A 17,936-nucleotide genomic window follows, 5' to 3' on the forward strand; every position below is an offset into this window, starting at 1 on the left:
CCGCAACAAACCTGCTAGACTGTCGCAAAGGTCACACCGATTCAGGGCTTGGAAAGTATTGTGTGCAATGGTATACCGCGCCCCAAATCGTTGACCGTTCGCGGCAACGCTTCGCCAATTTCTTCGCCAACCTAAGGGATCTTATCCATGCCCATTACCGTCGGACACGACAGCGCCAAGACCCGCAAGACGCTTACCGTAGGCAGCTCCAGCCTCGCGTATTATTCGATCCCGGCCGCAGAGGCCGCGGGCCTGGGCGATTTCGCCCGCCTGCCCGCCGCTCTCAAGGTCGTGCTTGAGAACATGTTGCGCTTCGAGGATGGCAAAACCGTCAGCGTCGACGACATCAAGGCCTTCTCCGAATGGGCCGACAATGGTGGCCAGAACCCGCGTGAAATCGCGTATCGCCCTGCCCGCGTGCTGATGCAGGATTTCACTGGCGTCCCCGCCGTGGTCGACCTTGCCGCCATGCGCGACGGGATCGTGGCCCTCGGTGGCGATCCGCAAAAGATCAACCCGCTGAACCCCGTCGATCTCGTCATCGACCACTCGGTGATGATCGACGAATTCGGCAACCCCCGCGCGTTTCAGATGAACGTCGACCGCGAATACGAACGCAACATGGAGCGTTACGTCTTCCTCAAGTGGGGCCAGAACGCCTTCAACAACTTCCGCGTCGTGCCGCCCGGCACCGGCATCTGCCACCAGGTCAACCTTGAGTATCTGGCGCAGGTCGTCTGGTCCGACAAAGACCAGAACGGTGAAGAGGTCGCATACCCCGATACGCTCGTCGGCACCGACAGCCACACCACCATGGTCAACGGCGCAGCCGTCCTTGGCTGGGGCGTCGGCGGGATCGAGGCCGAGGCCGCGATGCTCGGCCAGCCGATCTCCATGCTGATCCCCGAGGTCGTAGGCTTCAAGCTCACCGGCCAGATGGTCGAAGGCACGACCGCCACCGACCTCGTGCTCAAGGTCGTCGAGATGCTCCGCGCCCACGGCGTCGTGGGCAAATTCGTCGAATTCTACGGCGAAGGGCTGGATCACCTGCCGCTGGCCGACCGTGCCACCATCGGCAACATGGCCCCGGAATACGGTGCCACCTGCGGCTTCTTCCCGATCGACGCCGAGACGCTGCGCTACATGCGCACGACCGGCCGCGACGAAGAGCGGATCGCTCTGGTCGAAGCCTATGCCAAGGAAAACGGCTTCTGGCGTGGCGCGGACTACAACCCGGTCTACACCTCGACGCTGGAGCTCGACATGGGCACCATCGTGCCCGCCATCTCCGGCCCGAAGCGGCCGCAGGACTACGTCGCCCTCGACGTCGCCGCACCGACCTTTGCCCAATGGGTCGAGGGTCAGCGCAGCGCCAAGGATGCGAGCCCGAAAGAGGAAGTGCGCTGGGAAGGCGAAGGTGGTCAGCCAGAGCCGGCCGACATTCCCGGCGATACCGGCCACCACAAGCGCGGCTACGTCAAGACGGACGAGGGTCACTACCAGCTGCACGACGGCTCCATCGTGATTGCCTCGATCACCTCCTGCACCAACACGTCGAACCCCTACGTGATGATCGGCGCCGGCCTCGTGGCGCGCAAGGCGCGTGCCTTGGGCCTGACCCGCAAGCCTTGGGTCAAGACCTCGCTCGCTCCTGGATCTCAGGTCGTCAGCGCCTATCTCGAAGCGGCCAACCTGCAAGAGGATCTGGATGCCATCGGCTTCAACCTCGTCGGCTACGGCTGCACCACCTGCATCGGCAACTCCGGCCCGCTAGAGCCCGAGATTTCCAAGGCAATCAACGACTACGACCTGATCGCCACGTCGATCCTGTCGGGCAACCGGAACTTCGAGGGCCGGATTTCGCCGGACGTTCGGGCCAACTACCTCGCCTCCCCGCCGCTCGTCGTGGCCTATTCGCTGGTCGGTGACATGAACGTCGACATCACCCGCGAACCGCTTGGGCAGGATCAGAACGGCAAGGATGTCTACCTCAAGGACATCTGGCCATCTCAGGCCGAAATCGCCGAACTCGTCGAAGCCACCGTCACCCGCGAAGCCTTCATGTCGAAATATGCCGACGTGTTCAAAGGCGACGAGAAATGGCAGGGCGTCGAAGTCACCGACAGCCAGACCTACGACTGGCCGCCCTCCTCGACCTACGTGCAGAACCCGCCCTATTTCAAAGGGATGAGCAAAGACCCCGGTGTCATCACCAACCTTGAGAACGCAAAGGTTCTGGCGATCCTCGGTGATATGGTCACCACCGACCACATCTCTCCGGCCGGCTCGTTCAAGGAAAGCACCCCTGCCGGGCGCTATCTGGTCGAGCGGCAAGTGCCGGTGCGTGAGTTCAACTCCTACGGCTCACGGCGCGGCAACCACGAAGTGATGATGCGCGGCACCTTCGCCAACATCCGGATCAAGAACGAGATGCTGGACGGCGTCGAAGGCGGCTACACCAAGGGCCCCGACGGCGAGCAGGCCGCGATCTATGACGCCGCCATGGCGCATCAGGAAAACGGCACGCCACTGGTGATCTTTGCTGGCGAGCAATACGGCGCAGGCTCCTCGCGCGACTGGGCCGCCAAAGGCACGGCGCTTCTGGGCGTCAAGGCCGTCATCGCCGAGAGCTTCGAGCGTATCCACCGCTCCAACCTCGTCGGCATGGGCGTCATCCCGTTCGAGTTCACCGGTGGCGACAGCCGCAAATCGCTTGGCCTGACAGGGGACGAGACGGTGTCCATCTCCGGTCTCGACACGATCCAGCCGCTGCAAGAGGTGCCCTGCACCATCACCATGGGTGACGGCTCGGTCAAAGAGATCATGATCAAGTGCCGGATCGATACCGCGATCGAGATCGAATACATCGAGCACGGCGGCGTTCTGCACTACGTGCTGCGCAACCTCGCAAAGGCCTCTTAATGTAAACGCCCCTGCCCGCCCCCGGTGGTGGGCGGGGGCTTATCCACCAATTCGGGCGAGATCAACTGCGTTGTCTTCATGCCCAGATGCTTGTGCAGCGCATCGACTGACAGACGCTCGCCCTTGCGAGCCGAATCGAATTCCATTTGCATCAAAGAGCCTTCGGCCTCGTCGCTCACGAACTGGGTTTGGTTCTTGACCACCAGATTGACCTTCGGGCGCATCCACGCGGTAATGATCGGATTGGCCTGCGGGTCAAATTCTTCTCCCATGATCCCGGCGGCATAGGTGCGATACCCCCAACGCAGATCGTGGTCGCGCATCAACGGGAGCTGCCTGGATTGGCGTCTCCGGTTTTCAGACCAATAGGACTTCAGCATCCGCTCGACAGCCGGCGCAAATGTCGGGGCCAGGGGATCCGCAGGCACGTTGAAATATTTCATAACCTGCGCGTAGAGCTTTGGATCGCGGCCATCGGTCGTCTGATCCTTCGCCACGTCCCGCCAGAGCCGCTTGAGGACCATCGTCTTATAGCAGGCCCCGAGCACCACGAATTGCAGGATAAAACCCGGTATGACGATGAGCGCGATCAACCATCCCGGCAATGCAGACGACAACACAGCCACAAGCAGCGCAGTCACCGCCACCGCAATCAACACAAGCATAAATCACCTCAGTTCTTACTCTTGGCCGGGTCGATTAGACCCCTGAACTGAGACGATTTCTTGGCAGCGCCGCGACGAAAAGAGGTTGTGTTCCTACGGCTATATGCGGCGCAAACAAGCAAAAGGCCCAAGTCGACGCCCTTGCGTCTGTGGAAAATCAGCTAAATCAGCAGCGCCATAACTACCACTCAGGGCGGCGTTGTACGGTATCCGGCAAAAGAGGCCAAAGTAGCTGAACTGAGTGAGCTTCTACTCCACACACATTCATTATGAATGTCAGTCGGGACCAGAACCAAGAAGTGAGAGCGTGTCCGATTGAAATCGGGCACACTCATTCTGTCAGACTCAAGTCTTGTTGCGTCAGGCCGCGCGCTTGCGACGCAAAAGTGCGATCCCGCCGAGTGCTGTCAACAAGAGCGGCAGACCTGCGGGAAGCGGGACAGCAGCGGTGACAAAAGACCCCGACAAAACCGTTCCCGGCCCAATAAAGCCCGTGCTGGAATAGGTGAACACGACGCTATCGTCCGTAATCGTCCAAGCCAGATCGGTCAGCAGGGTCTCATCCAAAGAGAAATCGATAAGCAAGCTGCCATCATCGAAATCCAGATCTGTAAGACTGATCCCGATCGACCCGGCAAGCGAGCCTGAATCCGACGCCGACCAGATGAACTCATCGCCGCCGACTCCCGCATCGAAATCGAACGAGAAAGCGCCTGCGGTTGTATCCACACCAGCCCCGACCAGCACATCGGTTGCCGCGAATACCCCTACGTCTGCAGTGAAGTCGATCGTGTCGCCAGTCAAAGTTGCCGCTGCGCCTAGCGTGGGCAAGCTCGCAATCGCAACGGCGCCTAATAATTTAGTCAGCATTTTAGTCCCCCAAGTTACAGAAAATTCTAGTCAACATGGCAATGAATCGTCGCTGAGGAAGGAAATTTAAAATACGGCCCCCAGCTAGATGGCAAGAAGCTTAAGCAAATGAACGAATTTTGCAACAAAGTTGAATAAAGCGATGAAATCTCGGAATATAATTACACCCGAACTTGATAAATCTGAAGCCGACGATGTGCTGTAGCGGTTTGGGTGATTCTCGATTTGGATCGACGGCCCGTGGAAACAAACGAACAGGTTTGCGCAAGTCATCTGTTCTAAATGGAACGATCTACGAGGCTCTCTTCGATTTACAAACGGGCGCTAATCACTTAGGGCGGCATCCAGCGCAGGCCGAAACCGCTGCTCGTAATCGCTGCCGATCATCGGACCGGTAAAGCGAAAGAGCACCGTGCCATCGCCATCGATGATGAAGGTCTCCGGCGGCGCGGTCACGCCCCAGTCGATCGACACCCGGCCGCGCGGATCGAGGCCGGTGGCAAAGAAGGGGTCGCCCTCGTCGGCCAAATAGCTTTGGGCGTTCCCCACATCGTCGCGGAAATTGATCCCCGCCACGCGGATACCCTCTTCGGTCAGCGCATGCAGCGTCGGATGTTCGGCCCGACACGGCGGACACCAGCTGGCCCAAAAGTTGACAACTGTCACCTCTCCGCTCTCCAGATCGGCGCGAGTCAGCATCGTCGTGCCCGGCAGGGCCTCGTCCGGCAGGCCGGGGGCGGGCCGACCGATGAAGGTCGAGGGCAACTCGTCCGGATTGTCCCGCATCATGCCCGCAAAGAACAATCCAGCCAGTGCCGCGAAAATCGCGGGTGGGATTACGACGAGGGGCGAGATCTTAGCCATCGGTGCGGCCCTCCACCTCGGCCAACCGCTTGCGCACCGACACCGCCTTGCGCCAGCTCAGCCACACGATCAGCACCAGCAGAACGATACTCGCCGCATAAGCACCCAGCACCGCGTCGGCGTATTTCCCAAGATCAGGCATCATGCAGACACTCCCGTCCGACGTGCACGCATCTCGAGCGCGCGTATACGGCGCAGGCGGATCTCTGTGCGGGTGCGCAGGACCACCAGCGCCAGAAACAACAGCACGAACCCCGCGATACACACCAACAAAGGTTGATAGAACACGTCGGCCACGTTTTCTTCCTTGTCCAGCGACAGGGACGCCCCTTGGTGGAGGCCCTGATTCCAGAAGTTCACCGCATACCGGCTCAGCAGCGCAAAGACGCTGCCCACGATGCACAGCACGCTTGTCAGATCGGCGGCGGTATCGGGGTCGCTGATCGCCTCCCACAGGGCGACATAGCCAAGGTAGAACAGGAACAGGATCAGAAACGAGGTCAGGCGCGGATCCCACGCCCAATAGGTGCCCCACATCGGCTGGCCCCAGATGGCGCCGGTGGCTAGCGCGATCAGCGTCATGGTGATGCCCACAGGGGCCGCCGCCTTGGCCGCCAGCGCGCTCACATGATGGCGGCGCACCAGCCAGATCAGCGAGGTCACCAGCATCATCAGCCACGCGTTGATGGCCATCAACGCACTGGGCACATGCAGGTAAATGATCTTGACGGTCGACCCTTGGCGGAAGTCATCCGGGGTGAAAAAGAACCCCCAGACAAGGCCGACCACGAGGCTCAGCCCCGCCAGCGCAAAGAGCCACGGCAGGATCGGCGTCGTCGACTCGACGAACTTCTTCGGATTGGCATATTCCCAGATCGACATAAGCTCTCCTACCCCGCCGCGCCGGTGCGCTCAATGGGCCTCAATGGCGCACTCACCGTAGATTGATCCGCAACACGAGGGCCGCGGCAAATGGCATCACCGCCAGCGTCCCCGCCGTGATACCGCCCAACATCAGCATCGGCACCGTGGCCGCCAAGCCCTCGCCGCCGCGTCGGACGGCCTCGGCGCCGAAGATCAGCGTCGGCACATACAACGGCAGCACCAGCAGCGACAGCAGCAGCCCACCGCGCCGCAACCCCACCGTCAGGGCCGCACCGAAAGTGCCAATTAGCGACAACGCCGGCGTGCCGAGGGCCAGCGCCGCCAAGAGCCAAGCGTATGCCTCGGGAGCAAGGTTGAGCAACACACCCAACGGCACCGCAACCAGCGTCAGCGGCAGGCCCGTGGTCACCCAATGGGCAGCGGCCTTGGCCAACGCCACCGCCTCCAGAGGCAGCGGCGAGGTCGCCAGCAGAGGCAAGGAACCATCCTCGAAATCCAGCGCAAAAATCCGGTCGAGCGACAACAGGGCCGCCAACAGGGCCGCGACCCACAGGATGCCCGGCGCGATCCGTCGCAGTATGTCGGCCTCCGGCCCCACACCAAACGGGACCAGCACCACCACGATCAGAAAGAACGCCAAACCAAGGCCAAAGCCGCCCCCGGCCCGGACCGCAAGACGCAGATCGCGCAAGACGAGGGCCTTCACAGAAACGCCTCGTCCGACCCGCCGGTGGCCTCCGGCGCGGCAACAAAAGGTGACAGCTCCAGAACAGGCGCGTCAAGGCCCAGATCGATATGGGTGGCAATGACCGCCACTCCGCCCGCGGCCAAATGCACGTCACGCAGCCAATCGGCAAACATCCTGACGGAGAAAGCGTCGAGCGAAATCGTCGGCTCGTCCAGAAACAACACCCTGCGACCGATGACGCCCAAACGGGCAAGCCCCAAGCGGCGGGATTGGCCAGAGGACAGCGTGCCGGCAAAGCGGGCCCGCAGCGGCTCCAGATCAAAGGCGGCATATACCTCTTCCGGCACGGCGCGCCCGTAGACTTCGGCCCAGAAAGCGAGGTTCTCTTCCACGGTCAGCGCGGCTTTGACGCCATCCGCATGGCTCGCATAGGCGGACTCTTCGCCCGCGCCGGTCACGGTGCCGGACAGTGGCTCCTGAAGCCCCGCAAGACTGCGCAGCAAGGTCGTCTTGCCGATGCCGTTGGGGCCACGCAGGATCAGCGCCGTCCCGTCAGGCACCTTAAAAGACACCCCCTGCAAAACCGGAACGCCCCCACGGGCAACGGCTAGGGCGTCCACCGTCAGCATCAGACCGGGATCAAGGCCAGGCCGACCCGGCGGCCCTCGCTAAGCAGGATGTTGTAGGTGCGGCAGGCCGCGGGCGATGCCATGGCCTCTACACCCAAGCCCGCCTGATCCAGCGGATCGCGCAGCGCCTTGGGCAAATGCGCCACTTCCGCTCCGGTCCCGATGAAAAGAACATCCAGGGCGTCCGTCATGGCCAGAAGCGGCTCCAGATCGTCGAACCCGCCCCATGACTTCACGCCTGTCGGCAACACCAGAACCGGGCCCTCCAAGACCTTGCCGCCGATCCGGAAAAAGCCCGGGCCGTAGCCGTCGACCGGCACCGCGTCGGTATAGGTGATCTCGTTCAATCGCATACCGGTCTCCGCTTCTTTTGGCTCCAAATACGGAAAATCCGCAGGTCGACGCCCCGCTCAGGCGTCGATATCGGAGAACTTGTTGCCCGTCGGCTTCTTGACGCCCGACCAGTCACGTTTCACGCCCAGCATCAGCACCACGTTCTTGGCCACATAGATCGACGAATAGGTGCCGACGAGAATGCCCCATGTGATCGCAAAGACAAAGCCCCGGATCACGTCGCCGCCCAAGGCGAGCAGCGCAATCAGCGCCAGCAAGGTCGTGCCACTGGTCATCAAGGTCCGGCTGAGGGTTTCGTTGGCAGACAGGTTCAGCACTTCGACCAGCGGCATCACCTTGTATTTGCGAAGGTTCTCGCGGGCGCGGTCAAACACCACCACCGTGTCGTTGATCGAATAGCCCACGATGGTCAGCAGTGCGGCGATGATCGCAAGATCGAACTTGATCTGCAACAGCGAGAACAGACCGATGGTCAGGCCCACGTCATGGACCAGCGCAGTCACCGCACCGACCGAGAACTGCCATTCAAAGCGCAGCCAGATATAGATCACGATGGCGACGAGCGCCCCGACCACGGCCAGAATCGCCGACTGGATCAACTCGCCGGAAACCTTCGGGCCGACGCTTTCCACCGCCGGAAAGGTGATCGACGGGTCCACGGTCTGAAGCGCGGCCTCGACCGCCAGAACCGTCTCGCCTGCCACAGCCTCCTCGCCCTCCTGGGCCTGGATGCGGATCATCGCGACGTGCTGATCCTCGCGGAAGGTCGGGTCGAACACTTCGGTGATCGAGACGTCGCCCAGTTGCAGCGGATCGATGGCGGCGCGATAGGCACCCACATCGACCTGAGCCGCACTCTCCGTGCGGATCGTGGTGCCACCCTTGAAATCGATGCCGAAGTTCAGGCCCATCACGAGGAACACCGCGATGGAGGCCACGAACAGCACCACCGACGCGCCGAAGGTCACTCCGGCATAGCGGAAGAAATCGAAATTGGTGTTGTCTGGAACAAGACGCATCCGCATGGCTCAAACCTCAATCGTTTTGGGGCGACGGCGGGCGAACCACCAGACAATCAGAAGACGGGTGACGAAAATCGCGGTGAACACGGATGTCAGAATGCCCAGCCCCAAGGTGATCGCAAATCCACGCACCGGGCCGGAGCCCACGGCATAGAGGATGGTGGCGGTGATCAGGGTGGTGATGTTGCTATCGAGGATGGCCGACAAGGCGCGCTCATAGCCCAGCTCGATCGCTCTGGCCGGGCCCTTGGCGGTGCGCAACTCTTCCCTGATCCGCTCGAAGACAAGCACGTTGGCGTCTACCGCCATGCCGACGGTCAGCACGATCCCTGCGATGCCGGGCAGCGTCAGGGTCGCCCCGAGAAGCGACAGAACGCCGAAGATCAGGCAGAGGTTGATGGCGAGGGCGATATTGGCGAACCAGCCGAACAGGCCGTAGGTCAGCGCCATAAAGACCACGACCAGAGCCGCGCCGACCATAGCGGCCAGCTTGCCCTTGTCGATGCTGTCTTGGCCCAGTTCCGGGCCGATGGTGCGCTCTTCGAGGAAGGTAAGCTCCGCAGGCAGAGCCCCGGCCCGCAGCAGAACCGCGAGGTTGGTCGTCTCTTCGACGGTAAACTGGCCGGTGATGATCCCGGAGCCGCCGGCAATATGGCTCTGGATGGTCGGGGCAGAGATCACCTCGCCGTCCAGCACGATCGCAAAGGGCGCCCCGATGTTCTCGGCGGTATAGTCGCCGAAGGCACGGGCACCGTTGGGGTTGAAGCGGAAATTCACCGCGGGGCGGCCGTTCTGGTCAAACGCGGGCTGGGCATCGACAAGCTGCTCGCCGGTCACCACGGGCGACCGCTCGATCACATAATAGACACCCTCCTCATCCAGCGACGGGGCAAGCACATTGCCCGACCCGGCGGGTGTGGCGGGATCGTTGGTGCGGGTGACGACGGGGTTGAAGGTCAACTGAGCGGTCGTGCCGATCAGGTCCTTCACCTCCTGGGCCGAACCGACGCCGGGCACCTGAATGAGAATGCGGTCCTCGCCCTGACGCTGGATCGTCGGCTCGCGGGTGCCGGCCTCGTCGATCCGGCGGCGCACGATCTCCAGCGCCAACTGCATGGTCAGATTGTCGGTCGCCACGCGCTCGGCCTCGCTCAGGGCAACCGTGAGCAACGGGCCATTGGCGGTGACCACGATATCGGAGGCGCCCGCGCCGGTCAGGCTGACGACCGGCTGGGCCAGACCGCGGATCAACTCGACGGCACGTTCGACACCCGAGGCTTGCGAGATACGAACCACCAGCGTGTCGGGGGCGCTGTCCTCGCGGGTGACGAACCCGACGGTATCGCGCTCCTCGGCCAGCACGTCGCGGACTTCCGGCCAAAAGGCGTCCATGCGGGTCTCGTAGACGTCCTCGACGGCCACTTCGGCCAGCAGATGCGCACCACCACGCAGATCGAGCCCCAGATTGACGAGGTTCGACGGCAGGAACGACGGCCACTGACCGGCCTGAGCCTCCAGCTCCGGGTTGGTCACACCGGACTCGATCACCACGCGGGCATCGTTCGATTGCTCGACACGATTGTAAAAACCGTTGGGCAGAGCCAGCGCCAAACCAAACAAGACCACCGCAACGATGGAAAGCTGTTTCCACAGACTGAACTGGAGCATCAAGAGGCCTCTCAGGCGGATCGGTCAGGAGCAAAGCGGACGCGCGCCCCGATCAAGGGCGCGTCCACCGTCGGCAGAAGGGATCAGGCCTTGGCGGGCTCGGTCTTGCTGGTCACGGTCGCGATGGTCGAACGGACGACGCGGACGTTGACGCCAGAGGCGATCTCGATCTCGACCTCGTTGTTGTCGTCCTTCACCTTGGTCACCTTGCCGATGATGCCACCTTGGGTGATCACCTGATCGCCACGGCGCAGCGCGGCAACCATCGCCTGATGCTCCTTGAGCTTCTTCTGCTGGGGACGGATCAGCAGGAAATACATGATCGCAAAAATGAGGATCAGCGGGACGAGGGATTCTAGGCCTTGCATGGCGGTCCTTCTTGTTGGTCAAAGGGCAGCGCGCCCGTGGCGAAAATTCAAGGGCCTTGTAGTGTCGGGCGATGGGATTGGCAACTGCACGCAAAGCCCAAAAGCCGTTCCCAAAAGAGCCGGTTTCTGGCCATATGGGGGCGGACGAGTGCAGTGCAAAGGGGTAACGAGGCGAATGGACGCAGGAACAGTCACCTTGAACATCGCGCCCGAGTGGTTCTGGGGCGGAGTTACCCTGCTCGGGCTGGCGCTGTCGTCAGCCCTCGTGTTTCTCGCCACAAGCCCCGCTCGTCGGGCCAAACCCTTGGCGATCATGCCCTCAATCATCGCGGCAGCAAAGCTACTCACCCCGATCTGGATCTTGATCTTTTGCGCCGTCCTCTATGGCCTCTGGCTGGTCATCTTCCAATTCCGACAGGAAATGGAGGGCGACAACCTGCGCTGGCACGTCCTAGCTCTCGTCGGCTTGATCACAGCACTCGGCGGGATCATCGGCGCACCGCTCGCTTTGATCCGTGTGTTCACCACCGAACGGCAGACCAAGGCGACAGAAGAAGGGCTGCTCACAGACAGAATCAATGCAGGCATCATCGGGCTGGGCACAGAAAAGACTGTTAAACTGCCGAAATACGATCAGGAGGATCATGTCGGCTACGTCGAACAGACCCAACCCAACATCGAAGTCCGCATCGGCGCGATCCTTGCCCTCGAACGGTTGGCGAAAAACAACCTCGATGTGCACATCCAGATCATGGAAATCCTCACCGCCTATATCCGCGAGAATGCCAAAGCATCCGATGCACCCCCACTACTCGCCCCAGATGGGGAACCACTGCCCGAATGCCCGCGCTTCGCGGCAGACAAGGCCAAGGGCTACAAACAAGAGCTTGAGGATTGGAAAGAAGCGCACACCACTGCGCTCGAGGACGAAAAATCACGCGCCGACATACAAATGGCGATCAACGTGATCGGACGTCGCACCGAGCCGCAGAAATCGGTGGAACGCGGCGGCCTCCCTGCCTTTGCCAAACTCGGCCTCATCTTTCCGGCCTACCCCAAAGGCGGCGATAAAGACTCGCTCGAACAATGGCATAGTGCGCGCCAAACCTACCGCGATAAACTATCGGCGTGGCGCACCCAACCAAGGCCCTATGTCCTCGACCTGCGCAACTGCAACCTCCGCAACGCTCATTTTGAATCCGGCGATCTTGAAAATGCTCGCTTCTACCAAAGCGACCTGCAAGGCGCGCGTCTGAGGAACGCACGGCTTAATGGCAGCGATCTGGCACAGGCGCGTCTGGAGGGGGCAAACCTCAGGGGGGCGCATCTGGAGGGGGCAGACCTCAGGAGGGCGCATCTGGAGGGGGCAGACCTCTGGGGGGCGCGTCTGGAGGGGGCAGTCCTCGGGGAGGCGCATCTGGAGGGGGCAGACCTCAGGGAGGCGCATCTGGAGGGGGCAGACCTCAGGGAGGCGCATCTGGAGGGGGCAGTCCTCGGGGAGGCGCATCTGGAGGGGGCAGTCCTCACGGAGGCGCAGCTGGAGGGGGCAGTCCTCGGGGAGGCGCATCTGGAGGGGGCAGACCTCAGGAGGGCGCATCTGGAGGGGGCAGACCTCAGGAGGGCGCATCTGGAGGGGGCAGACCTCTGGGGGGCGCATCTGGAGGGGGCAGTCCTCGGGGGGGCGCATCTGGAGGGGGCAGACCTCAGGGAGGCGCAATTCAGCGACCGCACACTTCTCACCGCTGCTACTCTTCGAGGTGCAGCGGTGAGAAGTGTGGATTTTACCAACATACCACAAATCGCGGATCACGTCGCAGACGTCTTCGGAGACGCCTCTGTCACCCTACCCGGCGGACACGGCGCGACCAGTGACGATTGGCCCGACCATTGGCCAAAGACCGAACTCGACTACGACGAATTCGAGACTGCATGGCACTCATGGCAGGCCACCCTGCCGCCAGCCACCGACAAATGACACCGACGCGATACCGACGGCAGACCGACGTGATACCCCACCCAAATTCGCGGTTCCCAATCAGGGCGTCCTGCGGCATATGAGGGCATCCGAAACCCAAGCCCATTGGTGAGCCAAATGCACGATATCCGCGCCATCCGAGACAACCCCGCAGCCTTTGACGCGGGGCTTTCCCGCCGTGGTCTCTCTGCGATGTCGTCGGAAGTGCTGGCGCTGGACGAAGCCCGTAGGGCATTGATCCTAAAGGCGGAAACCGCGCAGGCCGAGGCCAACAAGGCCGCCAAAGAGGTCGGCGCCGCCAAAGCGCGTGGTGACGAGGACGAATTCCAACGCCTCCGCGCCCAAGTGGCCGAAAACAAAGCACAAATCGCGAGCCTCAACGACGGGGCCAAGGCAAAGGACGCCGAATTGCAGGCGCTGCTTTTGGGCATCCCCAACATCCCCTACGACGACGTCCCCGACGGCAAGGACGAGGCCGACAACGTCGAGATCCACCGCTACGGAAACCCGCGCAACTTCGCCTTCCAACCCCTTGAACATTATGACATTCCCGCTGTCCAAGACGGGATGGACTTCGAGACGGCCGCGAAACTCAGCGGCTCCCGCTTCGTCCTGCTTTCGGGCTCCGTCGCCCGTCTACACAGGGCCTTGGCGCAGTTCATGCTCGACACCCACGTCGAAGAGCATGGCCTGACGGAAACCATCACCCCCGTGCTGGTGCGCGAGGAAATGATGGTCGGCACCGGGCAGCTTCCCAAGTTCGGCGAGGACAGCTACCAAACGACCAACGGTTGGTGGCTCATCCCCACTGCCGAAGTCACTTTGACCAATATCGTCAACGGCTTGACCATCGAAGAGAGCTACCTGCCGCGCCGCTACGCCGCCCACACGCTCTGCTTCCGCTCCGAGGCCGGGTCCGCCGGGCGGGATACGTCCGGGATGTTGAGGCAGCACCAATTCGAAAAGGTCGAGATGGTCACCGTCTGCACCCCCGAAACCTCGGACGCCGAGCACACTCGCATGACAACTCAGGCCCAGAACATATTGGAAAAGCTGGAACTTCCCTACCGGACAGTGATCCTATGCTCCGGCGACATGGGGGCCGGCGCACGGCGGACCCACGATATCGAAGTCTGGCTGCCGGGGCAGAACACCTACCGCGAGATCAGCTCGATCTCCACCTGCGGCGCCTATCAGGCGCGCCGGATGAACGCCCGCTACAAACCCAGCGCCGGGGGCAAGCCCGAATTCGTGCACACGCTCAACGGCTCCGGCCTCGCCGTCGGGCGGACGCTGATCGCGGTGCTCGAGAACGGGCAGGAAGAAGACGGCTCCGTCACCCTGCCCGCCGTCCTGCACCCCTATCTGCGGGGGAAAACCCGGATCGACGCGTCAGGCTCTCTGGTCTGACGGCAACGGCGCATTGCGCGGCGGCTCCCAAGGGCGCGGCCGCGTCACCTCGTCTGGCTCGTGCGTCGGACCACCGTCACGGGCGACCATCATGTCGCGCAGCGCCGCGACCTCCGACGCCGGACGGTCGAGCAACTCGTCACGCACAAAGCGCAGCCCGGCTGGGCGATAGCCCGAATCGCGCTGCACCCGGTCCAGCAAGGCAACCGATACATCACGCACCTCCTTCAGGCCCTCGCGATCCGTCTTGATCGCGTTCAGAAACGCTCCCGTCAGGCCGACCGGGCCGAATTTGTTGGTCAAATGCTCGCCCACCGGATCAAAGCGGGGCGTCACCCGGTCGAATTCCGGCCACGACAGGCGCAGGCCGGCGCGCTCCGCCCCCTGCGCGATCCACATCAGCGGCACCGACGACAGGCCGACACGCGCACCGCCGCCTCCGACAGAGCCGTGGTCGCCCGGAAACCACTGCTGCGCATAGGCGGGCACCTCACCCTTGGCGTGACCGCCCTCCTCGGCGTTGAGCGTCTCGACATTGCCCCAGCGCAGCGAGGGAAAGGTCTTGCGGCGCTCGTCCATCGCCACCGCATGACGGGCAGACAGCACCGACGAGCTAAGCTGATCGTCGTGGAACTCGTATTGCGCGTTGAACCGGGCGGCCATCGGGACAAAGCCGGGCAGACCCAGGGCCTTCACCGTGTCCCACACGCCCAGATAGGCGATCGTCAGCCTGATCGCCTCGTCGCCGCGGCCCAGGCGCCACTGCAATTCCTTGGAACTGGTGGCGGTATAAGGGGCGAAATCGGCACGAAATTCGTAGCTCGACGGATCTTCGGGATGAAACGTCTTTCCCCTCGCGACATAGCGGGCCATCGCCTCGGGAATCCGGGCCAGATGGCGGCGCGGCGGGATACCGCAACAGCGGATCAGCCCTGCCAGAGAGCGGGCAGCAAAGGCGCCCCGAGAAAAGCCGAAAATGTAGATCTCGTCGCCCGGCTCATAGGCAAACACGAGATTGCGATAGCTCTGCTCAATGATATCGGTCAGGCCCCAGCCCAGAGCGCCGCCAAGCATCCTGTCCATCCGGCGGGCCAGCCTGTTGTTGCCCTGCCCCGCCCCGACACCCGGCGAATAGATCACACATTGAGGATAGCCCTCGGCGTCCGAGTGCATCACACAGCGCGACAATCGCACCACATTCGTCGGATGCTCGGCGTCAGGACGATTCCATGTTCCGTCGATAAAGATGGCAATTCGCTTCATATTCACGATTACAGGGCTAAGGTAACCCTAGGTCAAGGCGGGAAAACCAGTCCTTCATGGACCTTTTCGCGCCGATGTGAGTTAAGGGGCCATGCACACAAAATCCATCCTGACACTTTTGTTCACCGCCAGCTTCGTGCTGTCGCCCCTCGTCACACCGCCGTTCAGCGGATTCGAATCGGGGCAACTGCCAATCCCGCAGATCGATCCGCCGATCCAGCCGGCGGGCTACGCCTTCTCGATCTGGGGGCTGATTTACGGCTGGCTGGTGGTTTCGGCGGTTTTCGGCATCGCGAAACGGGCCGACAGCGCCGATTGGAACCGGGCGCGCGGGCCGTTGATCCTCAGCCTTGCAATCGGCACACCGTGGCTCTGGGTCGCGGGAGAGAGTGCGGTCTGGGCAACGGTGCTCATCTTTGCGATGGCGGTCACCGCAATCGGCGCTCTCTGGAGCGCACCACGGCGCGACAAATGGTGGTTCCGCGTGCCGGTGGCGATATATGCGGGCTGGTTGACGGCCGCCTCCTTCGTCTCGTTGGGCAGCACCATGGCCGGCTACGGCCTGGTGACGGATGCGCAGGGCTGGGCCTATATCGGGATTGGGCTGGCTCTGGTGGTGACCCTGCTGACGCAGCGCCAGGCCTACAACGCACCGGCCTACGGATTGACGGTGATCTGGGCGCTCGTCGGGATCATTGTGGCCAATCAGACCGACAACCTCAGCATCTCGATGACCGCAGGCGCAGGCATCGTCATCCTGCTCGGCGCTCTGATCGTAGAACGCCGGTCGCGACAGGCGGCCTGAGCGGCCCCCGTCAGGGGGCTCGCGCACAAAGGTGTCGCGCCCTAGGCGCGGCCTTCAGGTCACTTCTTGAGGTGCTTGGACAAGCGTGACGGCTGCGCCTTCTTGCGCCCCTTGAACGGGTTCTTTTGCCCCTGATCGCGCAGGGTCAGACGGATCGGCGTGCCGGGCATGTCGAAATCCATACGCAACCCGTTGATCAGATAGCGCGAATAGCTCTCGGGCACCGCCTCCGGATAGGAGGTCATGACCACGAAAGCCGGCGGCCGGGTCTTGACCTGCGTGGCATAGCGCATCTTGATCCGCTTGCCGCCCGGCGCGGGCGGCGGATGCTGTTCCAGCATTCCGGCCAGCCAGCGGTTCAGGTTGGCGGTCGAAATGCGACGATTCCAAACTTCGTGAGCCTTCAGGATCGCGCCGTGCAGCCTGTCCAGCCCCTTGCCGGTCTTGGCCGAGACAGTGACCAGCGGCGCGCCGCGCAACTGGGGCAGCAACCGCTCGAAGGCTTCGCGCAATTCCTTGAGCTTGTCCTGCTTGTGGTCTTCCGTATCCCATTTGTTGACGGCAATCACGACCGCGCGGCCCTCGCGCTCAGCCAGATCGGCAATGCGCAGATCCTGCTGCTCGAACGGGATCTCGACGTCCAGCAACACAACGACCACTTCGGCAAAGCGGACCGCACGCAGACCGTCCGACACGCTCATCTTCTCGAGCTTGTCCTCGATCCGGGCCTTCTTGCGCATTCCCGCCGTGTCAAAGATACGAACGGGCGTGCCTTCCCAGTCGATCGCGAGCGAGATTGCGTCACGGGTGATCCCGGCTTCCGGGCCGGTCAGCAGCCGCTCCTCGCCCAAGATCTTGTTGATCAGCGTTGACTTGCCGGCATTCGGACGGCCGACCACGGCGATCTGCAAAGGCTTGGCCTTGGTCGGCACCCTCGGGGCCAGCTCCTCGTCGCCATCCTCGACATCCACATCGGTCTCGGGCTCAAAGGACGGCTGGTCCTCTGCGGCCTTTTCCAGCTCGTCGGCAATCGGCATCAGCACCTGAAGCAGATCGGTGATGCCCTCACCATGCTCGCCCGACAGGCGAACCGGCTCGCCAAGGCCCAGCGAAAACGCCTCCAGATAGCCCGCATCGCCAGCCTTGCCCTCGGATTTGTTGGCGGCCACGATCACGTGGGCATTCTTGCGGCGCAAAATATCGGCAAAGACTTCGTCCACCGGGGTCACGCCGACACGGGCGTCGATCAGGAACAGACAGATGTCCGCCATCTCGACGGCGCGCTCGGTCAACCGGCGCATCCGGCCTTGCAGGCTGTCGTCTGTGGCGTCTTCCAGCCCGGCGCTGTCGATCACGGTAAACTTCAGGTCACCCAGACGGGCAGCCCCTTCGCGCAAGTCGCGGGTCACACCGGGCTGGTCGTCGACCAAAGCCAGCTTTTTGCCCACTAGGCGGTTGAACAGTGTGGATTTGCCCACATTCGGGCGGCCCACAATGGCGAGGGTAAAGGTCATGGCATCCATATCCCGGGATCAGGTTATGGCCGAT

General features: G+C 62.4%; 17 protein-coding genes. 4 read left to right on the forward strand and 13 right to left on the reverse strand.

Annotated features, from left to right (window positions below; all coding sequences use genetic code 11):
• Positions 1-147 precede the first annotated feature (147 nt).
• Positions 148-2,922 carry an aconitate hydratase AcnA gene (gene acnA / locus LOM8899_RS16035; RefSeq protein WP_093993266.1) on the forward strand — a complete coding sequence of 925 codons (2,775 nt, stop codon included), beginning with the start codon at positions 148-150 and terminating at the stop codon, positions 2,920-2,922.
• Here acnA and LOM8899_RS16040 read toward each other — a convergent pair.
• The 11 genes from LOM8899_RS16040 to yajC form a co-directional block, all read right to left on the reverse strand.
• Positions 2,919-3,587 carry a hypothetical protein gene (locus LOM8899_RS16040; RefSeq protein WP_093993267.1) on the reverse strand — a complete coding sequence of 223 codons (669 nt, stop codon included), beginning with the start codon at positions 3,585-3,587 and terminating at the stop codon, positions 2,919-2,921. The two genes, acnA and LOM8899_RS16040, sit on opposite strands and share 4 nt — an antisense overlap.
• Positions 3,588-3,947: 360 nt before the next feature.
• Complete coding sequence (locus tag LOM8899_RS23735) at positions 3,948-4,457, reverse strand: VPLPA-CTERM sorting domain-containing protein (protein ID WP_093993268.1); 510 nt, start codon at positions 4,455-4,457, stop codon at positions 3,948-3,950.
• 324 nt (positions 4,458-4,781) lie between these two features.
• The gene (locus LOM8899_RS16050; RefSeq protein ID WP_093993269.1) at positions 4,782-5,321 is read right to left on the reverse strand and encodes a DsbE family thiol:disulfide interchange protein; all 540 of its coding nucleotides are present in this window, start codon (positions 5,319-5,321) and stop codon (positions 4,782-4,784) included.
• Positions 5,314-5,466: a heme exporter protein CcmD gene (gene ccmD, locus LOM8899_RS16055; RefSeq protein ID WP_093993270.1), complete on the reverse strand. Its 153-nt coding sequence runs from the start codon at positions 5,464-5,466 to the stop codon at positions 5,314-5,316. The genes LOM8899_RS16050 and ccmD overlap by 8 nt, the downstream gene beginning before the upstream one ends.
• Positions 5,463-6,203, reverse strand: a complete 741-nt coding sequence (locus LOM8899_RS16060; protein ID WP_093993271.1) for a heme ABC transporter permease — start codon at positions 6,201-6,203, stop codon at positions 5,463-5,465. Before LOM8899_RS16060 ends, ccmD begins: the two co-directional genes overlap by 4 nt.
• Before the next feature lie 52 nt (positions 6,204-6,255).
• Complete coding sequence (gene ccmB / locus LOM8899_RS16065; protein WP_093993272.1) at positions 6,256-6,912, reverse strand: heme exporter protein CcmB; 657 nt, start codon at positions 6,910-6,912, stop codon at positions 6,256-6,258.
• Positions 6,909-7,523 carry a heme ABC exporter ATP-binding protein CcmA gene (ccmA, locus tag LOM8899_RS16070; RefSeq protein WP_093993273.1) on the reverse strand — a complete coding sequence of 205 codons (615 nt, stop codon included), beginning with the start codon at positions 7,521-7,523 and terminating at the stop codon, positions 6,909-6,911. The genes ccmB and ccmA overlap by 4 nt, the downstream gene beginning before the upstream one ends.
• On the reverse strand, positions 7,523-7,876 hold the full coding sequence (locus tag LOM8899_RS16075) for an Mth938-like domain-containing protein (RefSeq protein WP_093993274.1): 354 nt from the start codon (positions 7,874-7,876) through the stop codon (positions 7,523-7,525). The genes ccmA and LOM8899_RS16075 overlap by 1 nt, the downstream gene beginning before the upstream one ends.
• 57 nt (positions 7,877-7,933) lie before the next feature.
• The gene (gene secF / locus LOM8899_RS16080; protein ID WP_093993275.1) at positions 7,934-8,902 is read right to left on the reverse strand and encodes a protein translocase subunit SecF; all 969 of its coding nucleotides are present in this window, start codon (positions 8,900-8,902) and stop codon (positions 7,934-7,936) included.
• Positions 8,903-8,905: 3 nt separating this feature from the next.
• The gene (gene secD, locus LOM8899_RS16085) at positions 8,906-10,567 is read right to left on the reverse strand and encodes a protein translocase subunit SecD (RefSeq protein WP_093993276.1); all 1,662 of its coding nucleotides are present in this window, start codon (positions 10,565-10,567) and stop codon (positions 8,906-8,908) included.
• Positions 10,568-10,650: 83 nt separating this feature from the next.
• Positions 10,651-10,935 carry a preprotein translocase subunit YajC gene (gene yajC, locus LOM8899_RS16090; RefSeq protein WP_093993391.1) on the reverse strand — a complete coding sequence of 95 codons (285 nt, stop codon included), beginning with the start codon at positions 10,933-10,935 and terminating at the stop codon, positions 10,651-10,653.
• Between the two features lie 175 nt (positions 10,936-11,110).
• Here yajC and LOM8899_RS16095 point away from each other — a divergent pair, with 175 nt between their 5' ends.
• Entirely contained in the window at positions 11,111-12,910 is a 1,800-nt protein-coding gene (locus LOM8899_RS16095; RefSeq protein WP_133065052.1) for a pentapeptide repeat-containing protein, read from the forward strand.
• Between the two features lie 117 nt (positions 12,911-13,027).
• Positions 13,028-14,320 carry a serine--tRNA ligase gene (gene serS / locus LOM8899_RS16100; RefSeq protein WP_093993278.1) on the forward strand — a complete coding sequence of 431 codons (1,293 nt, stop codon included), beginning with the start codon at positions 13,028-13,030 and terminating at the stop codon, positions 14,318-14,320.
• Here serS and LOM8899_RS16105 read toward each other — a convergent pair.
• Positions 14,303-15,583 (reverse strand): T6SS phospholipase effector Tle1-like catalytic domain-containing protein, encoded by a 1,281-nt coding sequence (locus LOM8899_RS16105; RefSeq protein WP_093993279.1) that lies wholly within the window; start codon positions 15,581-15,583, stop codon positions 14,303-14,305. The two genes, serS and LOM8899_RS16105, sit on opposite strands and share 18 nt — an antisense overlap.
• Positions 15,584-15,674: 91 nt before the next feature.
• Between LOM8899_RS16105 and LOM8899_RS16110 the strand changes: the two genes are divergently transcribed.
• Complete coding sequence (locus LOM8899_RS16110) at positions 15,675-16,388, forward strand: TspO-related membrane protein (RefSeq protein WP_093993280.1); 714 nt, start codon at positions 15,675-15,677, stop codon at positions 16,386-16,388.
• A gap of 59 nt (positions 16,389-16,447) precedes the next feature.
• Here LOM8899_RS16110 and der read toward each other — a convergent pair whose 3' ends face one another.
• Positions 16,448-17,902 (reverse strand): ribosome biogenesis GTPase Der, encoded by a 1,455-nt coding sequence (der, locus tag LOM8899_RS16115; protein WP_093993392.1) that lies wholly within the window; start codon positions 17,900-17,902, stop codon positions 16,448-16,450.
• Between the last annotated feature and the right edge of the window lie 34 nt (positions 17,903-17,936).

It is taken from the genome of Flavimaricola marinus, assembly GCF_900184895.1.
In the GTDB taxonomy this organism is placed as follows: domain Bacteria; phylum Pseudomonadota; class Alphaproteobacteria; order Rhodobacterales; family Rhodobacteraceae; genus Flavimaricola; species Flavimaricola marinus.

Excerpts from the sequence above, each read along its gene's own strand:
- LOM8899_RS16050 (WP_093993269.1), bottom strand. The coding sequence starts at position 5,321 with ATGGCTAAGATCTCGCCCCTCGTCGTAATCCCACCCGCGATTTTCGCG.
- LOM8899_RS23735 (WP_093993268.1), bottom strand. The coding sequence starts at position 4,457 with ATGCTGACTAAATTATTAGGCGCCGTTGCGATTGCGAGCTTGCCCACG.
- LOM8899_RS16105 (WP_093993279.1), bottom strand. The coding sequence starts at position 15,583 with ATGAAGCGAATTGCCATCTTTATCGACGGAACATGGAATCGTCCTGAC.
- LOM8899_RS16095 (WP_133065052.1), top strand. The coding sequence starts at position 11,111 with ATGGACGCAGGAACAGTCACCTTGAACATCGCGCCCGAGTGGTTCTGG.
- acnA (WP_093993266.1), top strand. The coding sequence starts at position 148 with ATGCCCATTACCGTCGGACACGACAGCGCCAAGACCCGCAAGACGCTT.
- LOM8899_RS16040 (WP_093993267.1), bottom strand. The coding sequence starts at position 3,587 with ATGCTTGTGTTGATTGCGGTGGCGGTGACTGCGCTGCTTGTGGCTGTG.
- LOM8899_RS16075 (WP_093993274.1), bottom strand. The coding sequence starts at position 7,876 with ATGCGATTGAACGAGATCACCTATACCGACGCGGTGCCGGTCGACGGC.
- ccmD (WP_093993270.1), bottom strand. The coding sequence starts at position 5,466 with ATGATGCCTGATCTTGGGAAATACGCCGACGCGGTGCTGGGTGCTTAT.
- yajC (WP_093993391.1), bottom strand. The coding sequence starts at position 10,935 with ATGCAAGGCCTAGAATCCCTCGTCCCGCTGATCCTCATTTTTGCGATC.
- LOM8899_RS16060 (WP_093993271.1), bottom strand. The coding sequence starts at position 6,203 with ATGTCGATCTGGGAATATGCCAATCCGAAGAAGTTCGTCGAGTCGACG.
- der (WP_093993392.1), bottom strand. The coding sequence starts at position 17,902 with ATGACCTTTACCCTCGCCATTGTGGGCCGCCCGAATGTGGGCAAATCC.
- LOM8899_RS16110 (WP_093993280.1), top strand. The coding sequence starts at position 15,675 with ATGCACACAAAATCCATCCTGACACTTTTGTTCACCGCCAGCTTCGTG.
- secD (WP_093993276.1), bottom strand. The coding sequence starts at position 10,567 with ATGCTCCAGTTCAGTCTGTGGAAACAGCTTTCCATCGTTGCGGTGGTC.
- ccmA (WP_093993273.1), bottom strand. The coding sequence starts at position 7,523 with ATGCTGACGGTGGACGCCCTAGCCGTTGCCCGTGGGGGCGTTCCGGTT.
- serS (WP_093993278.1), top strand. The coding sequence starts at position 13,028 with ATGCACGATATCCGCGCCATCCGAGACAACCCCGCAGCCTTTGACGCG.
- secF (WP_093993275.1), bottom strand. The coding sequence starts at position 8,902 with ATGCGGATGCGTCTTGTTCCAGACAACACCAATTTCGATTTCTTCCGC.